The 22195-nt window shown below is 71.9% G+C and carries 21 protein-coding genes; 11 read left to right on the top strand and 10 right to left on the bottom strand.

Annotated elements, in window-relative coordinates; translation table 11 throughout:
* Nucleotides 1-28 precede the first annotated feature (28 nt).
* The 4 genes from ACZ4TV_RS12750 to ACZ4TV_RS12735 all read left to right on the top strand — a co-directional run bounded on the left by ACZ4TV_RS12750 (nt 29) and on the right by ACZ4TV_RS12735 (nt 4094).
* Nucleotides 29-652, top strand: a complete 624-nt coding sequence (locus ACZ4TV_RS12750; protein ID WP_468133740.1) for a hypothetical protein — start codon at nt 29-31, stop codon at nt 650-652.
* Between the two features lie 30 nt (nt 653-682).
* Entirely contained in the window at nt 683-1396 is a 714-nt protein-coding gene (gene cseB / locus ACZ4TV_RS12745; RefSeq protein WP_468133690.1) for a two-component system response regulator CseB, read from the top strand.
* Nucleotides 1393-2709, top strand: coding sequence for a two-component system sensor histidine kinase CseC (gene cseC, locus ACZ4TV_RS12740; protein ID WP_468133688.1), 1317 nt, complete (start codon nt 1393-1395; stop codon nt 2707-2709). Before cseB ends, cseC begins: the two co-directional genes overlap by 4 nt.
* Before the next feature lie 104 nt (nt 2710-2813).
* Nucleotides 2814-4094 (top strand): LamG-like jellyroll fold domain-containing protein, encoded by a 1281-nt coding sequence (locus ACZ4TV_RS12735; RefSeq protein ID WP_468133686.1) that lies wholly within the window; start codon nt 2814-2816, stop codon nt 4092-4094.
* 17 nt (nt 4095-4111) lie between these two features.
* Here ACZ4TV_RS12735 and ACZ4TV_RS12730 read toward each other — a convergent pair whose 3' ends face one another.
* Both ACZ4TV_RS12730 and ACZ4TV_RS12725 read right to left on the bottom strand, forming a co-directional pair.
* Nucleotides 4112-4729: a M23 family metallopeptidase gene (locus ACZ4TV_RS12730; protein WP_468133684.1), complete on the bottom strand. Its 618-nt coding sequence runs from the start codon at nt 4727-4729 to the stop codon at nt 4112-4114.
* Between the two features lie 401 nt (nt 4730-5130).
* The gene (locus ACZ4TV_RS12725; protein ID WP_468133682.1) at nt 5131-7656 is read right to left on the bottom strand and encodes an ATP-dependent Clp protease ATP-binding subunit; all 2526 of its coding nucleotides are present in this window, start codon (nt 7654-7656) and stop codon (nt 5131-5133) included.
* Between the two features lie 464 nt (nt 7657-8120).
* Here ACZ4TV_RS12725 and ACZ4TV_RS12720 point away from each other — a divergent pair, with 464 nt between their 5' ends.
* Nucleotides 8121-8723, top strand: a complete 603-nt coding sequence (locus ACZ4TV_RS12720; protein ID WP_468133680.1) for an SCO3374 family protein — start codon at nt 8121-8123, stop codon at nt 8721-8723.
* On the opposite strand, the gene ACZ4TV_RS12715 is transcribed toward ACZ4TV_RS12720, so the two are convergent.
* The 7 genes from ACZ4TV_RS12715 to ACZ4TV_RS12685 form a co-directional block, all read right to left on the bottom strand.
* Nucleotides 8702-9040 carry a histone-like nucleoid-structuring protein Lsr2 gene (locus ACZ4TV_RS12715; RefSeq protein WP_468133678.1) on the bottom strand — a complete coding sequence of 113 codons (339 nt, stop codon included), beginning with the start codon at nt 9038-9040 and terminating at the stop codon, nt 8702-8704. The genes ACZ4TV_RS12720 and ACZ4TV_RS12715 overlap by 22 nt on opposite strands.
* Nucleotides 9041-9205: 165 nt before the next feature.
* A complete protein-coding gene (locus ACZ4TV_RS12710; protein WP_468133676.1) occupies nt 9206-9736 on the bottom strand; it encodes an amino-acid N-acetyltransferase in 531 nt (176 codons plus the stop codon).
* An 11-nt stretch (nt 9737-9747) separates the two neighbouring features.
* Complete coding sequence (locus tag ACZ4TV_RS12705; RefSeq protein ID WP_468133674.1) at nt 9748-10224, bottom strand: BlaI/MecI/CopY family transcriptional regulator; 477 nt, start codon at nt 10222-10224, stop codon at nt 9748-9750.
* Nucleotides 10225-10289: 65 nt separating this feature from the next.
* Entirely contained in the window at nt 10290-10457 is a 168-nt protein-coding gene (locus tag ACZ4TV_RS12700; protein WP_468133672.1) for a hypothetical protein, read from the bottom strand.
* A gap of 14 nt (nt 10458-10471) precedes the next feature.
* Nucleotides 10472-11164, bottom strand: coding sequence for a hypothetical protein (locus tag ACZ4TV_RS12695; protein WP_468133670.1), 693 nt, complete (start codon nt 11162-11164; stop codon nt 10472-10474).
* Nucleotides 11165-11239: 75 nt separating this feature from the next.
* Nucleotides 11240-11425, bottom strand: coding sequence for a DUF397 domain-containing protein (locus tag ACZ4TV_RS12690; RefSeq protein ID WP_468133668.1), 186 nt, complete (start codon nt 11423-11425; stop codon nt 11240-11242).
* A 255-nt stretch (nt 11426-11680) separates the two neighbouring features.
* Entirely contained in the window at nt 11681-12835 is a 1155-nt protein-coding gene (locus tag ACZ4TV_RS12685) for a threonine aldolase family protein (RefSeq protein ID WP_468133666.1), read from the bottom strand.
* 253 nt (nt 12836-13088) lie between these two features.
* Between ACZ4TV_RS12685 and ACZ4TV_RS12680 the strand changes: the two genes are divergently transcribed.
* From ACZ4TV_RS12680 to ACZ4TV_RS12655, 6 genes are all read left to right on the top strand, one after another.
* A complete protein-coding gene (locus tag ACZ4TV_RS12680; RefSeq protein WP_468133664.1) occupies nt 13089-14000 on the top strand; it encodes a Rossmann-like and DUF2520 domain-containing protein in 912 nt (303 codons plus the stop codon).
* Nucleotides 13997-14986, top strand: a complete 990-nt coding sequence (panC, locus tag ACZ4TV_RS12675; RefSeq protein WP_468133662.1) for a pantoate--beta-alanine ligase — start codon at nt 13997-13999, stop codon at nt 14984-14986. Before ACZ4TV_RS12680 ends, panC begins: the two co-directional genes overlap by 4 nt.
* Nucleotides 14983-16743 carry an L-aspartate oxidase gene (locus ACZ4TV_RS12670; RefSeq protein ID WP_468133660.1) on the top strand — a complete coding sequence of 587 codons (1761 nt, stop codon included), beginning with the start codon at nt 14983-14985 and terminating at the stop codon, nt 16741-16743. The genes panC and ACZ4TV_RS12670 overlap by 4 nt, the downstream gene beginning before the upstream one ends.
* 2 nt (nt 16744-16745) lie before the next feature.
* Nucleotides 16746-17714 carry a carboxylating nicotinate-nucleotide diphosphorylase gene (gene nadC, locus ACZ4TV_RS12665; protein WP_468133658.1) on the top strand — a complete coding sequence of 323 codons (969 nt, stop codon included), beginning with the start codon at nt 16746-16748 and terminating at the stop codon, nt 17712-17714.
* 3 nt (nt 17715-17717) lie between these two features.
* The gene (locus ACZ4TV_RS12660; protein WP_468133656.1) at nt 17718-18527 is read left to right on the top strand and encodes a type III pantothenate kinase; all 810 of its coding nucleotides are present in this window, start codon (nt 17718-17720) and stop codon (nt 18525-18527) included.
* Between the two features lie 755 nt (nt 18528-19282).
* Nucleotides 19283-20836: a M28 family metallopeptidase gene (locus tag ACZ4TV_RS12655; RefSeq protein WP_468133654.1), complete on the top strand. Its 1554-nt coding sequence runs from the start codon at nt 19283-19285 to the stop codon at nt 20834-20836.
* A gap of 273 nt (nt 20837-21109) precedes the next feature.
* Here ACZ4TV_RS12655 and ACZ4TV_RS12650 read toward each other — a convergent pair whose 3' ends face one another.
* Complete coding sequence (locus ACZ4TV_RS12650) at nt 21110-22090, bottom strand: SAM-dependent methyltransferase (protein WP_468133652.1); 981 nt, start codon at nt 22088-22090, stop codon at nt 21110-21112.
* Nucleotides 22091-22195 lie beyond the last annotated feature (105 nt).

The following is a 22195-nucleotide window of genomic DNA, read 5'->3' as shown; positions in this document are numbered from 1 at the left end:
TCTGAGCAGCAGGAGTTCGCTGGTGCTGATGTCGGCGGGGACGGTCGTCCTCGTCGGCACTGCCGTGTTCGTGGTCGGTTGCGCCACCGGTGGCACGGGCCTGCGCGACGGCGGCCCCGCCCGCACCGACCCAGTGTCCAAGGCCGCGCCGACCGCTCCCTCCCAGGCCTCCGCCAGCGCCTCCGGCCGGCCCCTCAAGAAGGTCGACCCGGTCGGGCTGCTGATGAAGGATCCCAAGGTCAGCGCCGAGGTGAAGCGGGACCTCAAGCCGTGCGGCAAGGAGTACCCCGTGGACGTGACCTACGGGAAGGTCACGGGCAGCGCGGTCGTCGACATCATCGTCAACGTCCTGTCCTGCGCCGACGCCCTGGGCCGCGGCTCGTACGTGTACCGCGCGGACGGCGCGACGTACGAGAATGTGTTCTCGGACGAACAACCCCCCGTCTACGCGGAGATCGACCGGGGCGACCTGGTGGTCACGAAGCAGGTCTACGGAAAGAGCGACGCGCTCGCCTATCCGTCGGGCGAGGACGTGATCACGTACCGCTGGAACGGGGAGACGTTCACCGAGCAGGACCGAGTGCACTCGGAGTACAGCAACGTGGTCGACGGCGGTGCCCAGCCCGCCCCGGCCACGAGTCAACAGAACTGAGCACAGAAGGAACCGAGGCGAGGCTTCCGCATGGCCGAGACCCATGTCCTGTTCGTGGAGGACGACGACGTCATCCGCGAGGCCACGACCCTGGCGCTGGAACGCGACGGGTTCGTGGTCACGGCCATGCCCGACGGCCTGTCCGGCCTGGAGTCCTTCCGCGCCGACCGGCCCGACATCGCCCTGCTGGACGTGATGGTCCCCGGCATGGACGGGGTGAGCCTGTGCCGCCGCATCCGGGACGAGTCCACCGTCCCCGTCATCATGCTGTCGGCGCGCGCCGACTCCATCGACGTGGTGCTGGGCCTGGAGGCCGGCGCCGACGACTACGTCACCAAGCCCTTCGACGGCTCCGTCCTCGTCGCCCGGATCCGCGCCGTGCTGCGCCGCTTCGACCACTCCGGCGGCTCGCAGAACGCCGGACCGGCCTCCGCCCACAACGGTCCGGACGGCGAGCGCGGGGTGCTCTCCTTCGGCGACCTGGAGGTCGACACCGAGGGCATGGAGGTGCGCAAGGCTGGCGCCGCCGTGGCGCTGACGCCGACCGAGATGCGGCTGCTGCTGGAGTTCTCCTCGGCGCCCGGCACCGTACTGTCGCGCGACCGCCTGCTGGAGCGGGTCTGGGACTACGACTGGGGCGGCGACACCCGCGTTGTCGACGTCCACGTCCAGCGACTGCGCACCAAGATCGGCCAGGACCGGATCGAAACGGTCCGGGGCTTCGGCTACAAGCTCAAGGCATGAGACGGTTCACCCTGCGCACGGGGATCCGCTGGAAGATCGCCGTCGCCGTCGCCTCCGTGGGCGCCCTCGTCACGATCGCGCTGAGCCTTGTGGTGCACAGCGCTGCCCGCGTGTCGATGCTGGAGAGCGCCCGCGAGGTGCAGCTGGACCGCGTGCAGTTCATCTCCCGCAACGCCGAGGCCGGGCGCAAGCCGCCGATGGGCGCCAAGCTCAACGACCCGGAGCTGCCCGCCGAACTGCGCCGCAAGGTGCAGTCGGGGCGGCGCGGGACGTACATCCAGGAGAAGCCGCACGGGATGCCCGAGGTGTGGGCCGCCGTACCGCTCGTCAACGGGCAGGTGCTGTCGCTGCACACCCCCTTCCGGGAGAGCGCCAACCTGCTCCCCGACCTGGACCGCGCCCTGGTCGTCGGCGGCCTCGCCGCCGTGATCGGCGGCTCGGCGCTCGGCGTGCTCATCGGCGGGCAGATCTCGCGCAGGCTGCGCAAGGCCGCGGCCGCCGCGCAGCGGGTGGCGCACGGCGATCCCGACGTACGGGTGCGGGACGCGGTCGGCGGCGTCGTCCGGGACGAGACGGACGACCTCGCGCGGGCCGTGGACGCCATGGCCGACGCCCTCCAGCAGCGGCTGGAGGCCGAGCGGCGGGTGACCGCGGACATCGCGCACGAGCTGCGCACGCCGGTGACGGGCCTGCTCACGGCGGCGGAACTGCTGCCTCCGGGGCGTCCGACCGAGCTGGTCCGGGACCGGGCGCAGGCCCTGCGCGCCCTGGTCGAGGACGTACTGGAGGTGGCCCGGCTGGACAGCGCGTCGGAGCGGGCGGAGCTCCAGGACGTGGCGCTGGGCGAGTTCGTGAGCCGGCGGGTGAGGGCACTGATGCCGGAGGCGACCGTACGGGTCGTCGCGGACGAGATCGTCAGCACCGACCCGCGGCGCCTGGAGCGGATCCTGGGCAACCTCCTCGCCAATGCCGCGCGCTACGGGCAGCCGCCGGTCCAGGTCGACGTCGAGGGCCGGGTCGTACGGGTCCGCGACCACGGGCCGGGCTTCCCGGAGGCACTGCTGCGCGAGGGGCCCAGCCGTTTCCGGACCGGGTCGACGGACCGCGCGGGTGTCGGGCACGGGCTGGGACTGACCATCGCGGAGGGCCAGGCGCGGGTGCTGGGCGCCCGGCTGACCTTCCGCAACGTGGCCGCCCCGGGCGGCACGGACCGCGAGGGCGCGGCGGCGGGTGCGGTGGCGGTGCTGTGGCTGCCGGAGCACGCGCCGACGGCGACGGGCAGCTTCCCGGTGCTCAAGCTGCCGCAGGGCTAACGGGTGCGGGGGGGGATGGCCGGGAGGGGCCGGGAGGAGCGCGGGAGCGACGGGACGGGTACCGGGCCGTACCGCCCACGGGGCCGTGACTTAGCATCCGTGGCATGACCGACGGCACGAATCCCCCGAGCAACCCGCAGCCCGAGCCCGCCGCCGGGAGCGGCGGATACGGGTTCCCGCCGGGACCGCCCGCACAGGGCGGCGGCTACGGGTTCCCGCCCGGCCAGCCCCAGCAGGGCGGCTACGGCCCCCCGCCCGGCCAGCCCGCCCAGGGCGGCTACGGCTTCCCGCCCGGGCCCCCGATATCCGGCGGCTTCGGACCCGCTCCGACCGGGCCCGACGGCTACGGTTACCCGCAGGGCGGCCCGGCCGGCCCGTACCAGCAGGGGCCGGACCTCCACCGGTCGACGCAGCCGGTCCCGCACCTGGGGCAACCCGATCCCTCGGGCCCGCCGGAGCCGGCGGCCTTCACCCCGGGCAACCAGCCGGACTGGGAGGCCATGGCCGACCGGGCCGGCGCCGAGCGGCGCCGCAAGCGGCTGTGGACGATCGTGGGGAGCGCGGTGGCCATGGCCCTGCTCGCCGGTGGCGGAGCGTTCCTGCTCCTGAAGGGCGAGGGGCCCGGAGGAGAGGGGAAGGACCTCGCGACCGACGCGCCGTCCGTGTCCGGGGCGCCGGAGTCCCCGAAGGGCTACTCGCCCGTCGTCGCCACCGATCCCTCGCTGCTCCGCGACAGCAACGGCAAGGTCCACATCCGCATGGGCCCGGACGCGACCGTCCCCAAGGTCGACTCGCACTACGAACTGCGCCTCACCGGCAGCCCGAGCTCGTACGCGCAGGCCACCAAGGCGGCCGTGGACACGGCCAAGAGCTTCTCCTTGTCGGCCCGCGTCCACAACACGTCCACGGCGCCGGGCCCCCAGATCGCGCTCAGCCAGGGCGGCGGGGATTCATTCACCTTCGAGCTGGGCTCGGACATGGTGAACGGCAAGCAGGCCTGGGTGTTCCGGGTACGGACCACCGACAAGGGGGCCACGCCGACCGTGGTGACGGTCGCCGCCGAAGGGGTCGACAACGTCAAGATCCCGACGCTGCTGACGGCCGTGCACGACGCGAAGAAGAAGACGATCGCCCTCTACGTGCAGGGCAAGAAGGCCGGTGAGGCGCCGATCCCGGGCATCCACAAGAGCGACGGCCCGTCGCAGCTCGGCCGGGCCCGTCACCAGAACGCCTGGGCGGGCGCCTGGAAGGGATCGATCTACGACGTCCGGTTCTACAAGGCGGCCTTCTCACCGGAGCAGGCCGCCGCCTACGAGGCCGGCACGCTCGACGCCGCGGGACGCAACGCCCAGACGAACGCCTGGATGGTCGGCCGCTCCGAGTGACAGGTCGGACCGTCCGGTCAGATCGTGACGCCGGCCTTGCGCAGGAAGGCCACCGGGTTCACGGCCGAGCCGTAGTTCGGGGTGGTGCGGATCTCGAAGTGCAGGTGCGGGCCGCTGGAGTTGCCGGTGTTGCCCGACAGGGCGATGCGCTGCTCGACGGAGACCTTCTGGCCGATCTTGACCTGGATCTTCGAGAGGTGCGCGTACTGCGAGTACGTGTTGTTCGCGTGCTTGATCACGATGGCGTTACCGTACGCGGGGCCGTCGCCGCCACCGTTCGGGCCCGCCTTGACGACGACGCCGGCGGCCGCGGCCTTGACCGGGGTGCCGACCGGGACGGCGAAGTCCTGGCCGGAGTGCTTGCTGGACCACATGCTGCCGCCCTTGCCGAAGGTCGCGGACAGCGTGTACTTCTCCAGCGGCTTGTCCCACAGGCCGGTCGTCGTGCCGGCCGCGGAGCCGGCCGCCGGGGCGGAGGCCTGCTGGGCCACCAGCTCGGCGGTCCGGGCGGGGGCCGTCTGCTGGGTGTCGGCGAAGGCGGCGGTCGTCCCGGCCCCAAGAGCCAGCACCGCACCGAGAGCGGTGGCGCCGACGGCGATACGGGTACGACGGGTGTTGACGCGCTTCGCGGACATGTAGCAGACCTCCGGGGCCGGGGACGAGGAAGGGCCATGCCCGATACGGGCATGAAGTGACCCGGCACGATGCGGCACGTGCCGGGTTGGCCCATCTTTGGTAACCCGCGCCCCCGGACTTCCCCAAATGTCCCGATTACTACCGGGGCTCGTAGCAGGGGCGGTGTGACGCGTCCGGTTGACGGCCTCCTACTGGGACGAAGGCTTGGTCCAGGGGTCCATTGATCTACGAATCTGCCTAGTACGTCCGTTTTGTTCTGTGCGGCTTGTCACCGGCGCGAGCCGGAACCGAGCAGGAACCGAGCCGGAACCGAGCCGTCCCGGCGCATGAAAAAGGGGCGGCCCGGAACCTCTTGGGTTCCGGGCCGCCCCTTCGTACCGCTGTGTTCAGCGCCTACCGCTTACGCACCCTTGGAGAGGTCCGGGCCGGAGCCCGTGGCCTCGATCGGGGGCAGGTCGGGCAGGGCCGACTTCTCCTCGCCGCGGAAGGTGAACTTGGCGTCGTCGCCTTCGCCCTCCTTGCCGACGACCACGATCTGACCGGGGCGGAGCTCGCCGAAGAGGATCTTCTCCGAGAGCATGTCCTCGATCTCGCGCTGGATGGTCCGGCGCAGCGGCCGGGCACCCATGATCGGGTCGTAGCCGCGCTTGGCGAGCAGGAGCTTCGCGTCGCCGCTCAGCTCGATGCCCATGTCGCGGTCCTTGAGGCGCTCGTCGACCTTCGCGATCATCAGGTCGACGATCTGGATGATGTCTTCCTCGGTGAGCTGGTGGAAGACGACCGTGTCGTCGACGCGGTTGAGGAACTCGGGCCGGAAGTGCTGCTTGAGCTCTTCGTTGACCTTCGCCTTCATCCGGTCGTAGCCGGTCTTGGTGTCGCCCTGGGCCGCGAAGCCCAGGTTGAAGCCCTTCGAGATGTCCCGGGTACCCAGGTTGGTCGTCATGATGATGACCGTGTTCTTGAAGTCCACGACCCGGCCCTGGGAGTCGGTCAGGCGACCGTCCTCCAGGATCTGGAGAAGGGAATTGAAGATATCCGGGTGGGCCTTCTCGACCTCGTCGAAGAGGACGACGGAGAACGGCTTCCGGCGCACCTTCTCGGTGAGCTGGCCGCCCTCTTCGTAGCCCACGTAGCCGGGGGGCGAACCGAAGAGACGGGAAACCGTGTGCTTCTCGCTGAACTCCGACATGTCGAGGGAGATCAGCGCGTCCTCGTCGCCGAAGAGGAATTCGGCGAGCGTCTTGGAGAGCTCGGTCTTACCGACACCGGACGGACCGGCGAAGATGAACGAGCCACCCGGGCGCTTCGGGTCCTTCAGACCGGCACGGGTACGGCGGATCGCCTGGGAGAGCGCCTTGATGGCGTCCTTCTGGCCGATGACCCGACGGTGGAGCTCGTCCTCCATGCGGAGCAGTCGCGAGGACTCCTCCTCGGTGAGCTTGAAGACGGGAATGCCGGTCGCGGTCGCGAGGACTTCGGCGATGAGCTCGCCGTCGACCTCGGCGACGACGTCCATGTCGCCGGCCTTCCATTCCTTCTCGCGCTTGGTCTTCGCCGCCAGCAGCTGCTTCTCCTTGTCACGGAGAGAAGCTGCCTTCTCGAAGTCCTGGGAGTCGATGGCCGACTCCTTGTCGCGGCGCACGGCCGCGATCTTCTCGTCGAACTCGCGGAGGTCCGGCGGCGCGGTCATCCGGCGGATGCGCATCCGGGAGCCGGCCTCGTCGATCAGGTCGATCGCCTTGTCCGGCAGGAAGCGGTCCGAGATGTACCGGTCCGCCAGCGTCGCCGCCTGGACGAGGGCCTCGTCCGTGATGGAGACGCGATGGTGGGCCTCGTAGCGGTCCCGCAGGCCCTTGAGGATCTCGATCGTGTGGGGGAGGGAAGGCTCCGCCACCTGGATCGGCTGGAAGCGGCGCTCGAGGGCCGCGTCCTTCTCGAGGTGCTTGCGGTACTCGTCCAGCGTCGTGGCACCGATGGTCTGGAGCTCACCACGGGCCAGCATGGGCTTGAGGATGCTGGCGGCGTCGATCGCGCCCTCGGCGGCACCCGCACCCACGAGGGTGTGGAGCTCGTCGATGAACAGGATGATGTCGCCGCGGGTGCGGATCTCCTTGAGCACCTTCTTCAGGCGCTCCTCGAAGTCACCGCGGTAGCGGGAACCGGCGACCAGGGCACCCAGGTCAAGCGTGTAGAGGTGCTTGTCCTTGAGGGTCTCGGGGACCTCGCCCTTGACGATCGCCTGGGCCAGGCCCTCGACCACGGCGGTCTTGCCGACGCCGGGCTCGCCGATGAGGACCGGGTTGTTCTTGGTACGGCGGGACAGCACCTGCATGACCCGCTCGATCTCCTTCTCGCGCCCGATGACCGGGTCGAGCTTGGATTCGCGGGCCGCCTGGGTGAGGTTGCGGCCGAACTGGTCCAGGACGAGCGAGGTCGAGGGAGTGCCCTCGGCCGGGCCGCCTGCCGTGGCCGACTCCTTGCCTCCGCCGGTGTAGCCGGAGAGCAGCTGGATGACCTGCTGCCGGACTCGGTTGAGATCGGCGCCCAGCTTCACGAGGACCTGGGCGGCGACGCCCTCACCCTCGCGGATCAGGCCGAGCAGGATGTGCTCGGTGCCGATGTAGTTGTGGCCGAGCTGGAGGGCCTCTCGGAGCGAAAGCTCCAGGACCTTCTTCGCCCGCGGGGTGAAGGGGATGTGGCCGGACGGGGCCTGCTGCCCCTGACCGATGATCTCCTCAACCTGCTGGCGAACAGCCTCGAGCGAAATCCCGAGGCTCTCCAGGGCCTTAGCGGCGACACCCTCACCCTCGTGGATCAAGCCCAGGAGGATGTGCTCGGTGCCGATGTAGTTGTGGTTGAGCATCCGGGCTTCTTCCTGAGCCAGGACGACAACCCGCCGCGCGCGGTCGGTGAACCTCTCGAACATCGTTTATCGCTCCTCAGAGCGGTCGGGCAGTTCGGGGTCGGTCCCCGCCCTGTCCTTCCGCATGCTAGTCCCGCGGGGCGGGACAGCTCATTCCAACTGCCGACATCCGTCTGTGGCTCACCCCTGCATCGGTGGGGAAAACCGGCTTGAAGAGCCGACAACTGCTCCAACTCGATGGTGCGAGACGATGTTCCCGCAGGCCAGGCAGATACCCGTCATGCGTGTACGCCGATGGCGAACGGAAGCCGCGCAAATCAGCGTGTCGCCCCGATCCACTAGGAATGTCTTACCCGTAAGGACTGGCAGCGCACGCCCTGTGACCCCGGATCCCTCCGCTAAGGGCGAACACAGTTCCGTCCCGAATGTGGGACTGCGACCTCGCGGATGTTTACGTTCCGCAGGGGAACGGGTGCGCTCTGTCACATCGACCGTAACCCCGGAGCGTTTGGGAAGTTGCTCCGGACATGGCCGTAACCGCCCCGCCGACCGTCCCGCTGACCGTTCCGATGCCCCGCGTGGCGCCCGAGGAGGGCGCGTACGCCTCCGCCTCCTGGTACGAGAGGGTGCTCGGCTGGACCGTCCTGGGCGGGCCGCCGGCCCAGCTCGCGACCGGGATCCGGTTCGACGTACTGGAGCTGCCGTCCGATGCGGGGGCGGCGCTGCTGCGCAGGCCGGTCGCCACGGGCCCGGTGGCGCTGATGGGGCGCCGGATGCGGTTCCTGGTGGCCGCGGGCAGCGCAGAGGAGCTGGACGGGCTGCTCGACTGGCTGGAATGGGGCGGGGTCGCCCTCGATCTCACCGCCCTGGGTGCGGGTGGCCGGATCACCGCCCCGGCTCCCCCGGGGTCGCCCCTCGCGGAAAGCCCTCGGGGGGCCGCCGTATGGCTGCGACCCCCCGAGCAGGGGTGTGAGGCACTACTGCCGGGCCTGCCCGGTCCCGGGCAGGCCGCCGGACCCGCTCGCGGGTCCGATCTCGTACGCCTGGTGGCGGCCGCGGCGACGGAATGCCACCGGGCTCGCCTGGGACGGCGTACGGCTGGGGCCTGTCAGCCCTTGGCCTTCTCGTAGGCCTCGCGGATCTCGGCCGGGACGCGGCCGCGGTCGTTCACGTTGTAGCCGTTCTCCTTGGCCCATGCGCGGATCTCGGCGGTGTCCGGGTGACCGGTCGTCGCGGAGGCGCGGCCCTTGGCACGGGCCGCGGTCGCGCGCCCACCGGTACGGCGGCCGCCCTTGGTGTACGGGTCGAGCAGACCGCGGAGCTTTTCAGCGTTGGCGGTGGTGAGGTCGATCTCGTAGGTCTTGCCATCCAGAGCGAACGTCACCGTCTCGTCCGCCTCGCCACCGTCGAGGTCGTCGACAAGAAGGACCTGAACCTTCTGTGCCACCGGGATTTCCTTTCATCGAAAAGCAGTACGCGGAAAGGAAACCGCTTTTGCCTGGAAAACACAAACCCCCGGGGAGAGGTTCGAGACCGCAACGGGGCGGGAAACGTGCGCGATTCGGACATAGGCCTCAGGCGTGCGGAGCGCCGGAAAAGCTGAGGCCATCGATCAGAGGTGCAGAAGCATCCGACTGTTGCCCAAGGTGTTCGGCTTCACTCGTTCGAGACCGAGGAACTCGGCGACACCCTCGTCATAGGAACGCAGGAGCTCCATGTAGACATCGGTCTTGACCGGGGTCTCGCCGATCTCGACGAAGCCGTGCTTCGCGAAGAACTCCACTTCGAAGGTCAGGCAGAAAACCCGGCTCACCCCGAGCGTGCGGGCGGTGCGCAACAACTGCTCCAGCACCAGATGACCGACGCCGGCGCCCTTCAACTCGCGGTCGACGGCGAGAGTGCGCACTTCGGCGAGGTCTTCCCACATCACGTGGAGAGCGCCGCAGCCGACCACCTGGCCGTCGGAGTCGCGTTCCGCGACCCAGAACTCCTGGATGTCCTCGTAAAGGACGACCGGGGCTTTGTCGAGCAGGATCCGCTGCTGCACGTACTGGTCGAGGAGGCGACGCAGCGCGGGAACATCACGGGTGCGGGCACGGCGGATCGTCACTGTTTCTGCATGTGCAGTGGAAAACTCTCCCATGCCTCCGGACGCTATCGCCCCGGGCCCTGCGGGCGCTCGGCGGAGTCCCCTTCGGCTTCCGGCGGAGCGGGGGCTTCGGCAGGGACTTCGGCAGGGGCTTCGGCGGGGGCTTCGGCACCCGACTCGTCGTCGTGCTGGACGACCCGTACGGCGTCCCGGAGGGCTTCCCGCTGTTCCGCGGACATCATGCCGAAGAAGGCGACGAGGGCGGCCGCGGGGTTGTCGCTCGTCGACCAGGCTTCGTTCATCAGTGCGGCCGAGTAGGCGGCGCGGGTGGAGACCGCCGTATATCGATAGGCGCGGCCTTCGGCTTCCCGGCGGACCCAGCCCTTCTGATGAAGATTGTCCATAACGGTCATGACCGTGGTGTACGCGATGGACCGTTCCTGCTGGAGGTCTTCCAGTACTTCTCGGACGGTGACCGGGCGGTTCCACTGCCACACCCGCGTCATGACGGCGTCTTCGAGTTCTCCCAAGGGGCGAGGCACAACAGCACGATAGTGCGAGTTGTACTGAATTGCCCGACTATTCGCTCGGCAACGCGCCCCGGGCGCTACTTCTTCTGCTGCTGGGCGGCCTCGGCGCGGGCGATCACCGCATCGACCGCCGCGTCTTCCTTGGCCTTGTTGGAACCACCCTGGGACTTCACGATCGTCACGACGAGAGCGATGAAGAAAGCGGCCATCGCGATGGGGGGCACGAGCGCGGAGACGTAGTCCATGCCCCACAGCGTAGCTACCCGCAAGCCCGTCCCGCCGACGGGGGCGGGGTGGGCTTGCGGCGCGGCGGGAACACCTCGCCGGGGGTCGGGATCGGGCGTTCGGGGCGCGGCGGCTCCTTGGGCTGCGGGGCCGGGCGGGGCTGCTCCTCGCTCCTGTCCCTGCCGTCCTTGCCGTCCTTGGCGTCGTGCGGGTCCTTCGCGTCGTTCGCGTCGTGCGGGTCCTTCGCGTCGTTCGCGTCGTTCGCGTCCCGCGCGCCCTTCCCGCCGGCCAGGGCCAGGAGCCGGGTCCGGGGCGCGCGGGCGGTCGACAGCCGCCGGCGTACGGAGCGCTCCGCCGCGGTCCGGGCCCGGTCCAGCAGCGCGGCCGCGACCGGATTGGCGCGGAGCGCGCGCAGGGCGGCGAGGTCGTCGGCCGCCGGCTCGTACCCGGCGGCCAGGGCGTCCTGGAGCAGCTCCAGGTAGCCGGAGAGGCTGCCGGGCAGGGCGCCCCGGTAGCGGGCGAGGTCCTCGAGGAGGAACGCTCTGAGCCGCCCCGCCTCCTGGACCGCGTCGTCCACCGACCGCGCGAGGCATAGGCAGTCCTGGACCTCCCCGGCCGTCAGGGGGGCCGGGGAGGGCTGAAGGGCGTGGGCGAGCGAACGCCTGAGCACGTGCAGCTCGGCGGCGCTGAACGCCATGCCGCCGCGGGATCCGTAGGGCGTGGGCATGGGCCGAAGATACGCGCTAATCGGACAAAATCCCCTGAGGTGAGGGGTGCGGCGCGGCGCAGAGCGGAGCTCTGCTCAGCCGGTCTCTTTGACCGCGCGGAGGAAATCGGTCCAGGCGGCCTGGGTGGTGGCGAGGACGAGGTGGGCCGGGTCGACTCGGTCGGCGACGCGCACGAGGGTGCCGGGCGCGGCCGAGACGTAGACGCAGGCGTCTCCCTCACTGCAGAACGAGGACTTCTGCCACGCGGGCTGGGTGGTCATGGGTCTCTCCTACGGGCGCGGTGGCCGGTAATTGCCGTAAGACGGTAACGCCGTGGTCGGCCCGGGTCGGTGACTTTCGGGTAATTCGGTGTTTCGCCGGTTCCCTCCGGGGCGCGGGGTGCCGCTGCGCGGAGCGCAAACCCAGCCTCGCCGGCGTTTGAGGCGCGGGGTCCGGGGCGGAGCCCCGGTCTTTCAGCCTCGCCGGCGTTTGAGGCGCGGGGTGCGGGGCGGAGCCACGGGCTGTGGCGGCGGTGGTCAGAGGCGGGATACGAAGGCCGCGACGGCTTCGTGTACGTCGGACTCCGTCCAGGAGAGGCCCGGCTGCGTGATGTCCAGTTCGGTCACGGCGAGACCCGGCGGCCCGTCGGGAGACCAGCGGCGGAAGAGGACCGTGCCCGTCTCCTCCGCCTGGCGCAGGCCCGCCTCCGTCAGGCGCTCCGCCTCGTACGGGAGCCACACCTGGAACTGGTGCGTGTGCGGCTCCTGCGGGTGGATCCGGGACCACGGCACGCCCGACTCCGCGAAGGCCGAGCGCAGCGCCCCGGCGACCATCCGCGCCTGGGCCACGTACGACGGCAGCCGGGGCAGTTCGCGCTCCAGCCCGGCCAGCGCGGACAGGGCCTGCGGGAACTGCCGGAAGATCTGGCCGCCGTACCGGTGGCGCCAGACCCTGGTCTCCTCCACGAACTCCCGCGGCCCCGCCAGCGCCGCCCCGCTCAGGCCGCCCAGCGACTTGTAGAACGACACGTACACCGAGTCCGCCAGCGCGGCGATCTCCGGCAGCGGGCGCCCGAAGTGGACGGTGGACTCCCACAGCCGGGCCCCGTCGAAGTGGACCACCGCCTCCCGCTCCCGGGCCGCGTCGACCAGGGCCTCCAGTTCCTCCCAGGCGGGCAGCAGGAAGCCCGCGTCCCGCAGCGGCAGCTCCAGCATCAGCGTGCCGAAGGGCTCCCGGAGCGAGGCGACCTCGGCGGGCGTCGGCTGGCGCGCCTCCGTCGTCGGGTGGACGACCCGCAGCCCGGAGACGGCCGACAGCGCGTCCCCCTCCCACCGCTCGGGATGGCTCATCGGGTGCAGCGCGACCACCTGGTTCCCGGTCCGCCCCGCCCAGCACCGCAGCGCGATCTGCTGCGCCATCGTGCCGCTGGGGAAGAAGGCCGCGTCCTGCGTCCCCAGCAGCTCCGCGACCCGCCGCTCCAGCTCGGTGACGACCCCGTCGCCGTACACGTCGGCAGGTCCGTCCAGGTCGTACGGGGCTTCGGCGAGCGTCGCCAGCAGCTCCCCCACCGTGGGCTCCAGCAGGCTGCGGGACAGCGTCCGCCCCGCCCCGCGCCAGGCCGCCACCAGCCTCTTCGTACGTTCCGTGCCCTCGTCGCGGTCCTCTTCGCGGTCCTCTTCGCAGTCGCTCATGGGCCCGATCCTCGTACCCGGCGTCACCGTCCCGCCACTGGCCCCCGCCTGCTGGGGGGCCTCGGCGCCCCGCACGGAGTCCCGGCGCCCCGTCGCATCGCGCGAGTACGATCGAGTACGCGCTGCGATCGTCCGCCTTGCGGTGCTCGCCCAGGCCCCGCGGGCTTGTCTGCGTAGCTCGCCCGGCCAGGGCCTAGCATGGCGGCGTATCGTCCGGTACCCCCCGCGGACTGGAACGGAAGGCCCTCCCCGCGTGAATCCATCACAGCAGCCACGCCCTGCCCGGCTCGCCGTCGGCGTCGTCGGAGCCGGACGCGTCGGTCCCGCGCTGGCCCGCGCGCTCCAGCAGGCCGGGCACCGGCCCGTCGCCGTCTCCGGAGTCTCCGACGCGTCCGTGCGCCGCGCCGCCCGGATGCTGCCCGACGTGCCGCTCGTAGCGCCCGCGCAGGTGCTGGAGCTGGCCGACCTGGTCCTCCTCACCGTCCCCGACGACGCGCTGCCGTCCCTCGTGGAGGGCCTCGCCGGGACCGGCGCGATCCGGCCCGGCCAGCTCCTCGTGCACACCTCGGGCCGGTACGGGACCGCCGTGCTCGACCCGGCGCGCCGCGCGGGCGCCCTGCCGCTGGCCCTGCACCCCGCGATGACCTTCACCGGCACGGAGGTCGACGTGCAGCGGCTGGCCGGATGCTCCTTCGGCGTCACCGCCCCCGAGGAGCTGCGGCTCGCCGCCGAGGCCCTGGTCATCGAGATGGGCGGGGAGCCCGAGTGGATCGCGGAGGAGAACCGCCCGCTCTACCACGCGGCCCTCGCCCTGGGCGCGAACCACCTGGTCACCCTGGTCGCCCAGGCCATGGAGCTGCTGCTCAAGGCCGGCGTCGAGCACCCTGACCGGATGCTCGGCCCGCTGCTCGGCGCGGCCCTCGACAACGCCCTGCGCTCCGGCGACGCCGCCCTGACCGGGCCGGTGGCCCGCGGCGACGCCGGCACGGTCGCCGCGCACGTCTCGGAGCTGCGCAAGCACGCACCCGGCGCGGTCGCCGGGTACCTGGTGATGGCCCGCACCACCGCCGACCGGGCCCTCGCGCACGGTCTGCTCAAGCCCGAACTCGCCGAGGACCTGCTCGGCGTGCTCGCCGACACGGACCCTGACGGGGGCGACCAGTGACCGAGCTGCTGCACACGGCCGAGGAGCTGCACGACCTGGCGCGCACCGGCCGCCGGGCCGTGGTGATGACCATGGGCGCCCTCCACGAGGGCCACGCCACCCTGATCCGTACCGCCCGCGAACAGGCCGGTCCCGGGGGCCAGGTCGTCGTGACCGTCTTCGTCAACCCCCTCCAGTTCGGGGCGAACGAGGACCTCGACCGCTATCCCCGTACCCTCGACGCCGACCTCGTGATCGCCGCCGAGGCGGGCGCCGACGCGGTGTTCGCGCCCTCCGTCGACGAGGTCTACCCGGGTGGCGACCCGCAGGTGCGGATCAGCGCCGGGCCCATGGGCGAGCGCCTGGAAGGGGCCACCCGCCCCGGCCACTTCGACGGGATGCTGACCGTCGTCGCCAAGCTGCTCCACCTCACCCGTCCGGACCTGGCCCTCTTCGGGCAGAAGGACGCGCAGCAACTGGCCCTGATCCGGCGGATGGTGACCGACCTGAACTTCCCCGTCGAGGTGGTCGGCGTACCGACCGTCCGCGAGGAGGACGGGCTCGCGCTGTCGTCCCGCAACCGCTACCTCTCCCCCGCCGAGCGGCACACCGCCCTGGCCCTGTCCCGCGCCCTGTTCGCCGGGCGCGACCGGCTCGCCGCGCAGGCGGCGCTGCGCGCCCGCGCCGAGGCCGCCCCGGCCAGCGACGAGCGGGCCACCGCGCTGGCCCGGCTGGGCGAGATCCGTGCCTCCGCCGACGCGCACGCCGTCTCGGCGGCGGGCGCGGGGCTGCCGGACGCCGTACGGGCCGCCGCGCGCCACGTCCTGGAGGAGGCGGGCCGCCACGAGCCGCCGCTCGTGCTGGACTACCTGGCGCTGGTGGACCCGCAGGACTTCACCGAGGCCGGTGCCGACTTCACCGGGCAGGCCGTGCTGGCCGTCGCCGCGAAGGTGGGCTCGACCCGGCTGATCGACAACATCCCATTGGAATTCGGAGCACACGCGTGAGCACCCCAGGCAGAGGCCCCGCAGACAGCGGCGCCGGCGGCACGAGCACCGGCACGGGCATACGGCTGCACGCGCCGGCCCCCGGCTGGTCCCTCGACGCCGACGTCGTGGTCGTCGGTTCCGGCGTGGCGGGTCTGACCGCCGCGCTGCGCTGCGCCGCCGGCGGCCGCCGTACGGTCGTGGTCACCAAGGCCCGGCTCGACGACGGCTCCACCCGCTGGGCCCAGGGCGGCATCGCCGCGGCCCTCGGCGAGGGCGACACCCCGGAGCAGCACCTCGACGACACCCTGGTCGCGGGCGCGGGCCTGTGCGACGAGGAGGCCGTACGGCTCCTCGTCACCGAAGGGCCGGACGCGGTGCGGCGCCTGATGGCCACCGGCGCGGTCTTCGACACCTCCGCGGAGACCGGCGAGATAGAACTGACCCGCGAGGGCGGGCACCACCGCCGCCGGATCGCGCACGCGGGCGGCGACGCCACCGGCGCCGAGATCTCGCGGGCGCTCGTCGAGGCCGTCCATGCCGCGGGCATCGAGACCGTGGAGAACGCGCTCGTACTGGACCTGCTCCAGGACGCGCGGGGCCGTACGGCCGGCGTCACGCTGCACGTCATGGGCGAGGGCCAGCACGACGGGGTCGGCGCCGTCCACGCGCCCGCCGTGATCCTCGCGACCGGCGGCATGGGCCAGGTCTTCTCCGCCACCACCAACCCGTCGGTGTCCACCGGCGACGGCGTGGCGCTCGCGCTGCGGGCCGGTGCCGAGGTCTCCGACCTCGAATTCGTGCAGTTCCACCCGACGGTGCTCTTCCTCGGCCCGCAGGCCGAGGGGCAGCAGCCGCTGGTGTCGGAGGCGGTCCGGGGCGAGGGCGCGTACCTCGTCGACGGGGACGGCGTCCGCTTCATGGTCGGCCAGCACGAGCTCGCCGAGCTGGCCCCGCGCGACATCGTCGCCAAGGGCATCATGCGCCGCATGCAGGAGCAGGGCGCGCAGCACATGTACCTGGACGCCCGGCACTTCGGCGCCGAGATGTGGGAGCAGCGCTTCCCGACCATCCTCGCCGCCTGCCGGGCCCACGGCATCGACCCGGTCACCGAGCCCATCCCCGTGGCGCCCGCCGCGCACTACGCGTCCGGCGGCGTACGGACCGACCTGCACGGGCGGACCACCGTCAGCGGCCTGTACGCCTGCGGTGAGGTCGCCTGCACCGGTGTGCACGGCGCGAACCGGCTCGCCTCCAACTCCCTGCTGGAGGGGCTGGTCTTCGCCGAGCGGATCGCCGACGACATCGTCGCGAACGCGCCCCGCGGCACCCGCCCGGTCGTGCCGGTCCCCGCGACGGGCCCGCTGCAGCCCGCCGAGGCCCGGCACGAGGTCCAGCGGATCATGACGGAGGGGGCGGGCGTGCTCCGCTCCGCCGAGTCGCTGCGTACGGCGGCCGAATCCCTCGAAGCGCTGTACGCGACCGCCCTGAACGACCTGGAGGCGCACGGCAAGACCGCCGAGCCGGGCGTGGACACCTGGGAGGCCACGAACCTGCTGTGCGTGGCGCGGGTCCTGGTCGCCGCCGCGCTGCGGCGCGTGGAGACCCGCGGCTGCCACTGGCGCGAGGACCACCCGGACCGGGACGATGCCGAGTGGCGGCGCCATCTCGTCGTCCGGCTCTCGGCGACCGAGAAGCGGGCCCTGGTCGTCGTCCCCACCGACTCCGCGGACTTCCCGTCCGTGCACCCCCTGAGCACCCCGAGCCTGGAGCAGTGACCGTGAGCACCCCCGAACTTCCCCTGATCGACCAGAACGACGGCGGCTGCGGCGACGACTGCGCCTGCGGCGACGGTGAGGAGAGCGGCCTCGACCCGGCGCTGGCCCAGCTGCTCGCGGACGCGGGCCTGGACCCGATCGAGGTCGAGGACATCGCCCACATGGCGCTCTCCGAGGACCTGGACGGCGGGGTGGACGTCACCACCGTGGCCACGGTGCCCGAGGAGGCCGAGGCCGTCGCCGACTTCATCGCGCGCGAGGACGGCGTCGTGGCCGGTCTGCGCATCGCCGAGGCCGTCTTCTCCGTGGTGTGCACGGAGGCCTTCGAGGTGGAGCGGCACGCGGAGGACGGCGACAGCGTCAAGGCCGGGCAGGTGCTGCTCTCGGTCCGCGCCCGCACCCGCGACCTGCTGACGGCGGAGCGCAGCGCGCTGAACATCCTGTGCCGGCTGTCCGGCATCGCGACGGCCACCCGGCGCTGGGCGGACGTCCTGGTGGGCACCTCGGCGAAGGTCCGCGACACCCGCAAGACCACGCCCGGCCTGCGCGCGCTGGAGAAGTACGCGGTGCGCTGCGGCGGCGGCGTCAACCACCGCATGTCGCTGTCGGACGCGGCGCTGGTCAAGGACAACCACGTGGTCGCCGCGGGCGGCGTCGCCCAGGCCTTCACGGCCGTGCGCGAGGCCTTCCCGGACGTTCCGATCGAGGTCGAGGTCGACACCCTGGAGCAGATCGGCGAGGTGCTGGAGGCGGGCGCCGACCTGATCCTGCTGGACAACTTCACGGTCGAGCAGACCGCGCGGGCCGTGGCCCTGGTGGCCGGCCGCGCGGTGCTGGAGTCCTCGGGCCGCCTGACCCTGGACACCGCCCGGGCGTACGCGGAGACCGGCGTGGACTACCTGGCCGTCGGCGGCCTGACCCACTCCTCGCCGATCCTGGACATCGGCCTCGATCTGCGCGAGGCGGTGTAACCCGTGCTCCTCACCATCGACGTAGGCAACACCCACACGGTCATGGGCCTGTTCGACGGTGACGAGATCGTCGAGCACTGGCGCATCTCGACCGACCCGCGGCGCACCGCCGACGAGATGGCCGTGCTGATGCAGGGCCTGATGGGCATGCACCCGATGCTCGGCAGCGAGCTGGGCGACGGGATCCACGGCATCGCGATCTGTTCGACGGTGCCGTCGGTCCTGCACGAGCTGCGCGAGGTCACCCGGCGCTACTACGGCGACGTGCCGGCGGTGCTGGTGGAGCCGGGCATCAAGACGGGCGTGCCGATCCTCATGGACAACCCGAAGGAGGTCGGCGCGGACCGCATCATCAACGCGGTCGCGGCGGTCGAGCTCTACGGGGGCCCGGCGATCGTGGTCGACTTCGGTACGGCGACCACCTTCGACGCGGTGTCCGCGAAGGGCGAGTACGTGGGCGGGGTGATCTCCCCGGGCATCGAGATCTCGATGGAGGCGCTCGGCGTACGGGGCGCCCAGCTCCGGAAGATCGAGCTGGCCCGCCCGCGCAACGTGATCGGGAAGTCCACGGTCGAGGCGATGCAGTCGGGCGTGGTCTACGGCTTCGCGGGGCAGGTCGACGGGGTCGTGGCCCGGATGGCCAAGGAGCTGGCCGGACCGAACGGCGATCCGGACGACGTCCGCGTCATCGCCACCGGCGGGCTGGCCCCGATGGTGCTCGGCGAGTCCTCGGTGATCGACGACCACGAGCCGTGGCTGACGCTGATCGGCCTGCGGCTGGTGTACGAGCGCAACGCGCCCAACTTCGACTAGACCGCTCCGTCGGGGCGGCGTACGGACGCCCTGGTCCCTCCCCCTCGGCCGAGCAGCGGGAGACGGGACCAGGGCGCCCGTGGTCGGCACGCCCGGTGGGTGTCGGTGAGGTACTGCTCGATCGCGGTCGTGCCGCCGCCCTCACCCCGTCGGCGGCACCGCGCACGACAGTTGACGCTCCTCGTCGATCGACCGGCCCGGCAGCGCCGCCGCGCCGCACCCGATCACTCGTACGGCGGCTCGGCCCGCCCGGCCGCCCGCCCCCGGAGCGGGCGGAGCGACAGAATGGGCCGATGAGCGTCACCATCGACATCGCCGGACTCCCCACCGAGCGGATCGCCTTCGCGCCCTCCCCGCTCGCAGGGTCATGTGGCGCAGCTCCTTCGCCGGAAAAGGTCCGGTCTGGTGCATTCGCGGCGTCAAGGGCGCTATGCCCGGCATCAGTTGGATCCGGCCACGGTCGCACGCACCGGCTCCGACGTCGTCGAGGACATCCTCCGGCAGGGCGAACCGGCTGGCAGATGGCCGGTTTCAAGCGGTGCAGAGTCACCGATATACGGAATTCATGAACCGGAATCAGCGAAAACTCTGGCCATGATGGCCACTTGCTGTCTAACGTGCGTCCACCGTTTCCGCACGTGACGCGCACGGCTTCCGCATTTCCGCTCCACCCCGCTCCACCCCGCTCTGCCGTGTTGTGCCTTGCTGTGCCCTGCTCCGCCCCACCTGCTCGCCTTTGTCGTGGAAGGACCTTCATGCCCTCACGCCGTATAGCCGCAGCAACCGCCGCCCTGGCGGCCGCGGCCCTCGTCTCACCGCTGCTGCTCGCCGGACCGGCCGGTGCCACCAGCCCGCAGAGCGACGCCGCCCGCGGTGACGCGCTGGCCAGGAAGCTGGTCAAGGACGCGACCGGTAAGGGCGCCTACAACCACCTCAAGGTCCTGCAGTCGATCGCCGACTACAACAACGGCAACCGCGTGGCCGGCTCCAAGGGCCACGTGCAGTCCGCCCAGTACGTCGAGGCCGTCATGCGGGCGGCCGGCTACAAGGTCACGAAGAACGAGTTCGACTTCGTGTACGTCGAGACCCTCGCCGAGAAGCTCACGGTGAACGGCCCGAACGGCCGCGACGTCCCGATCCACCTGATGACGTACACGACGAGCACCCCCGAGGGCGGTGTGACGGCCCCGGTCGCCGTCGCCCCGGTCGACGCGGACGGTACGAACGGCTGCGAGCCCGGCGACTTCGCCTCCGGCACCTTCACCGGCAAGATCGCCCTGGTCAAGCGCGGCGGCTGCACCTTCGCGGCCAAGCAGGCCAACGCGGCCGCGGCCGGCGCGGTCGGCGCGATCATCTACAACAACACCGCGGGCGCCCTGAACGGCACCATAGGCGACCCGGCCGCGGGCAAGGTCCCGACCGGCGGCGTCACCCAGGCGGAGGGCGAGAAGCTCGCCGCCGAGGCCGCGGCCGGCCCGGTCGAGGTCACCCTCGACATCCGCGAGCTGCGCGAGAACCGCAAGACGTACAACGTCATCGCGGAGACGAAGGGCGGCGACGAGAACAACACCGTCTTCCTCGGCGCCCACCTCGACTCGGTCGCGGCGGGCCCGGGCATCAACGACAACGGCTCCGGCTCGGCCGGCATCCTCCAGGTCGCGCAGCGCCTCGCGAGCAACCAGACGAAGGTCAAGAACAAGGTCAAGTTCGCCTGGTGGTCGGCGGAGGAGTTCGGCCTGCTCGGCTCCGAGGCGTACGTCGCCGGGCTGACGGACGAGCAGAAGAAGCAGATCAAGCTCTACCTGAACTTCGACATGATCGCCTCGCCGAACGCCGGGTACTTCGTCTACGACGGCGACGACTCGGACGCGACCGGCGCGGGCCCCGGCCCGGAGGGCTCCGCCCAGATCGAGAGGGGCATCACCGACTTCCTCGACTCGAAGAACATCCCGCACGAGGGCACGGACTTCTCCGGGCGCTCGGACTACGGCCCGTTCATCGAGGTCGGCATCCCGTCCGGCGGCACCTTCACGGGCGCCGAGGGCATCATGACGGAGGCCCAGGCCGCGAAGTTCGGCGGCACGGCGGGTGTCGCCTACGACGTGAACTACCACGCCAAGGGTGACGACATCACCAACATCGACCAGAAGGCTCTCGACATCAACGTCGACGTCATCGCGGACGCGGTCGGCCACTACGCGCACGACCTGGCCCCGCTGTCGAAGCCGGTCGTCCCGCAGCCGAGCACCCCGGGCACGGGCAGCGGCGGCGGCCTCCACGAGGGCCACGGCCACGAGGTAACGCAGTAACACCCCACCGCCGGGCGAGGCTCCCCCCAGCCCCGCCCGGCAAATCCAGCCCCGCCGGCGTTTGAGGCGCGGGGTCCGGGGCGGAGCCCCGATCTTTCAGCCCAGCCGGCCAATCCAGCCCCGCCGAGCACCCTCCAGCCCCGCCGGCGTTTGAGGCGCGGGGTCCGGGGCGGAGCCCCGATCTTTCGGCCCAGCCGGGCGATCCAGCCCCGCCGACGTTTGAGGCGCGCGGGTGCGGGGGCGGCGCCCCGGCAGCGGCGCCGCAGGGGCGCGTCAGCCCGCCGCCCCCGGCCACCCCCGGACCCCGACCGGCTGGCACAGCCACAGGAAGTCCCCCAGCCCACCCCGAGCGGTGAGCTCGGCCGCCTCCCCCGCCGCCGCCAGCCCCCGCACGTACGCCAAAGGATCCGCAGAGGCCAGCCCCAGCGCCGGCCGCGCACCGGACACCCCGAGTGCGCTCAAGGCCTCGCGCTGCGTCAGCAGGACCGCCCCCGCCCCCGCGCAGGAGTCCAGCGCCACGTGGGCGGTGACATCGCAACTGCCGTCCGGCACCGCCCGCACCTCCCGCCCCCCGCGGAAGCCCGTCAGGGTGCCGTACGGCGGCCTCGCCTCCCGCGTGTGCCCGTAGTCCACCGCCACCGCCAGCCCCCGCTCCAGGCTCGCCACGGCCCCCGCCCACGCCTCGTCGCGCGCCCGGCCGATCTCCACCCGGCCCCCGCCGGGCCACCACCGCTCCAGCCAGGCCCGGTCCGCGCCGTCCAGCGGCCCGCCCGGGCTCTCCGTACCGTCCCGCGCGACCAGGACGTAGCGCCCGTCCTCCGCGACGTCCAGCGGCACGTTGTCCAGCCACTCGTTGGCGAAGAGGAGCCCCGTCGTCCGTTCGGGTGGGGCCGCGACCCAGCGGATCCGCGGGTCCAGCCCCGGGGGCCGCTGCGCCCGCTCCACGGCGTACGGACGCACCCGGGCGGCCACCTCCGGCGGCAGCGCCGCGAGCACCCCGGCCAGCAGCTCACCCCGCCCGGCCCCCATGTCGACCAGGTCCAGCCCCCGCGGGTGCCCGAGCTCCGCGTCCACCCACCGCAGCAGCCGGGCCACTGCCCCCGCGTACAGCCCCGAGGCGTGCACCGAGGTGCGGAAGTGTCCGGCGGGGCCGGGGCCCCCGGGCCGCACGTAGAAGCCGCCGGGCCCGTACAGCGCCGCTGCCATCGCATGGCGCCACCGGACCGGAGCCGCGTATTCACCCTGGGTGCTCATCCCCCCAAGGCTAGGCTCACCCTCCACCTTCGGGAGTACGCCCCCGGTGTCAGGTTCGAACCTCTGGTTGACTCCAGCACCTATCCCCGTTCCCTACTCTGGGTT

Source organism: Streptomyces sp. NPDC028910 (assembly GCF_055564955.1).
This window is presented reverse-complemented; position numbering and strand designations above follow the sequence as displayed.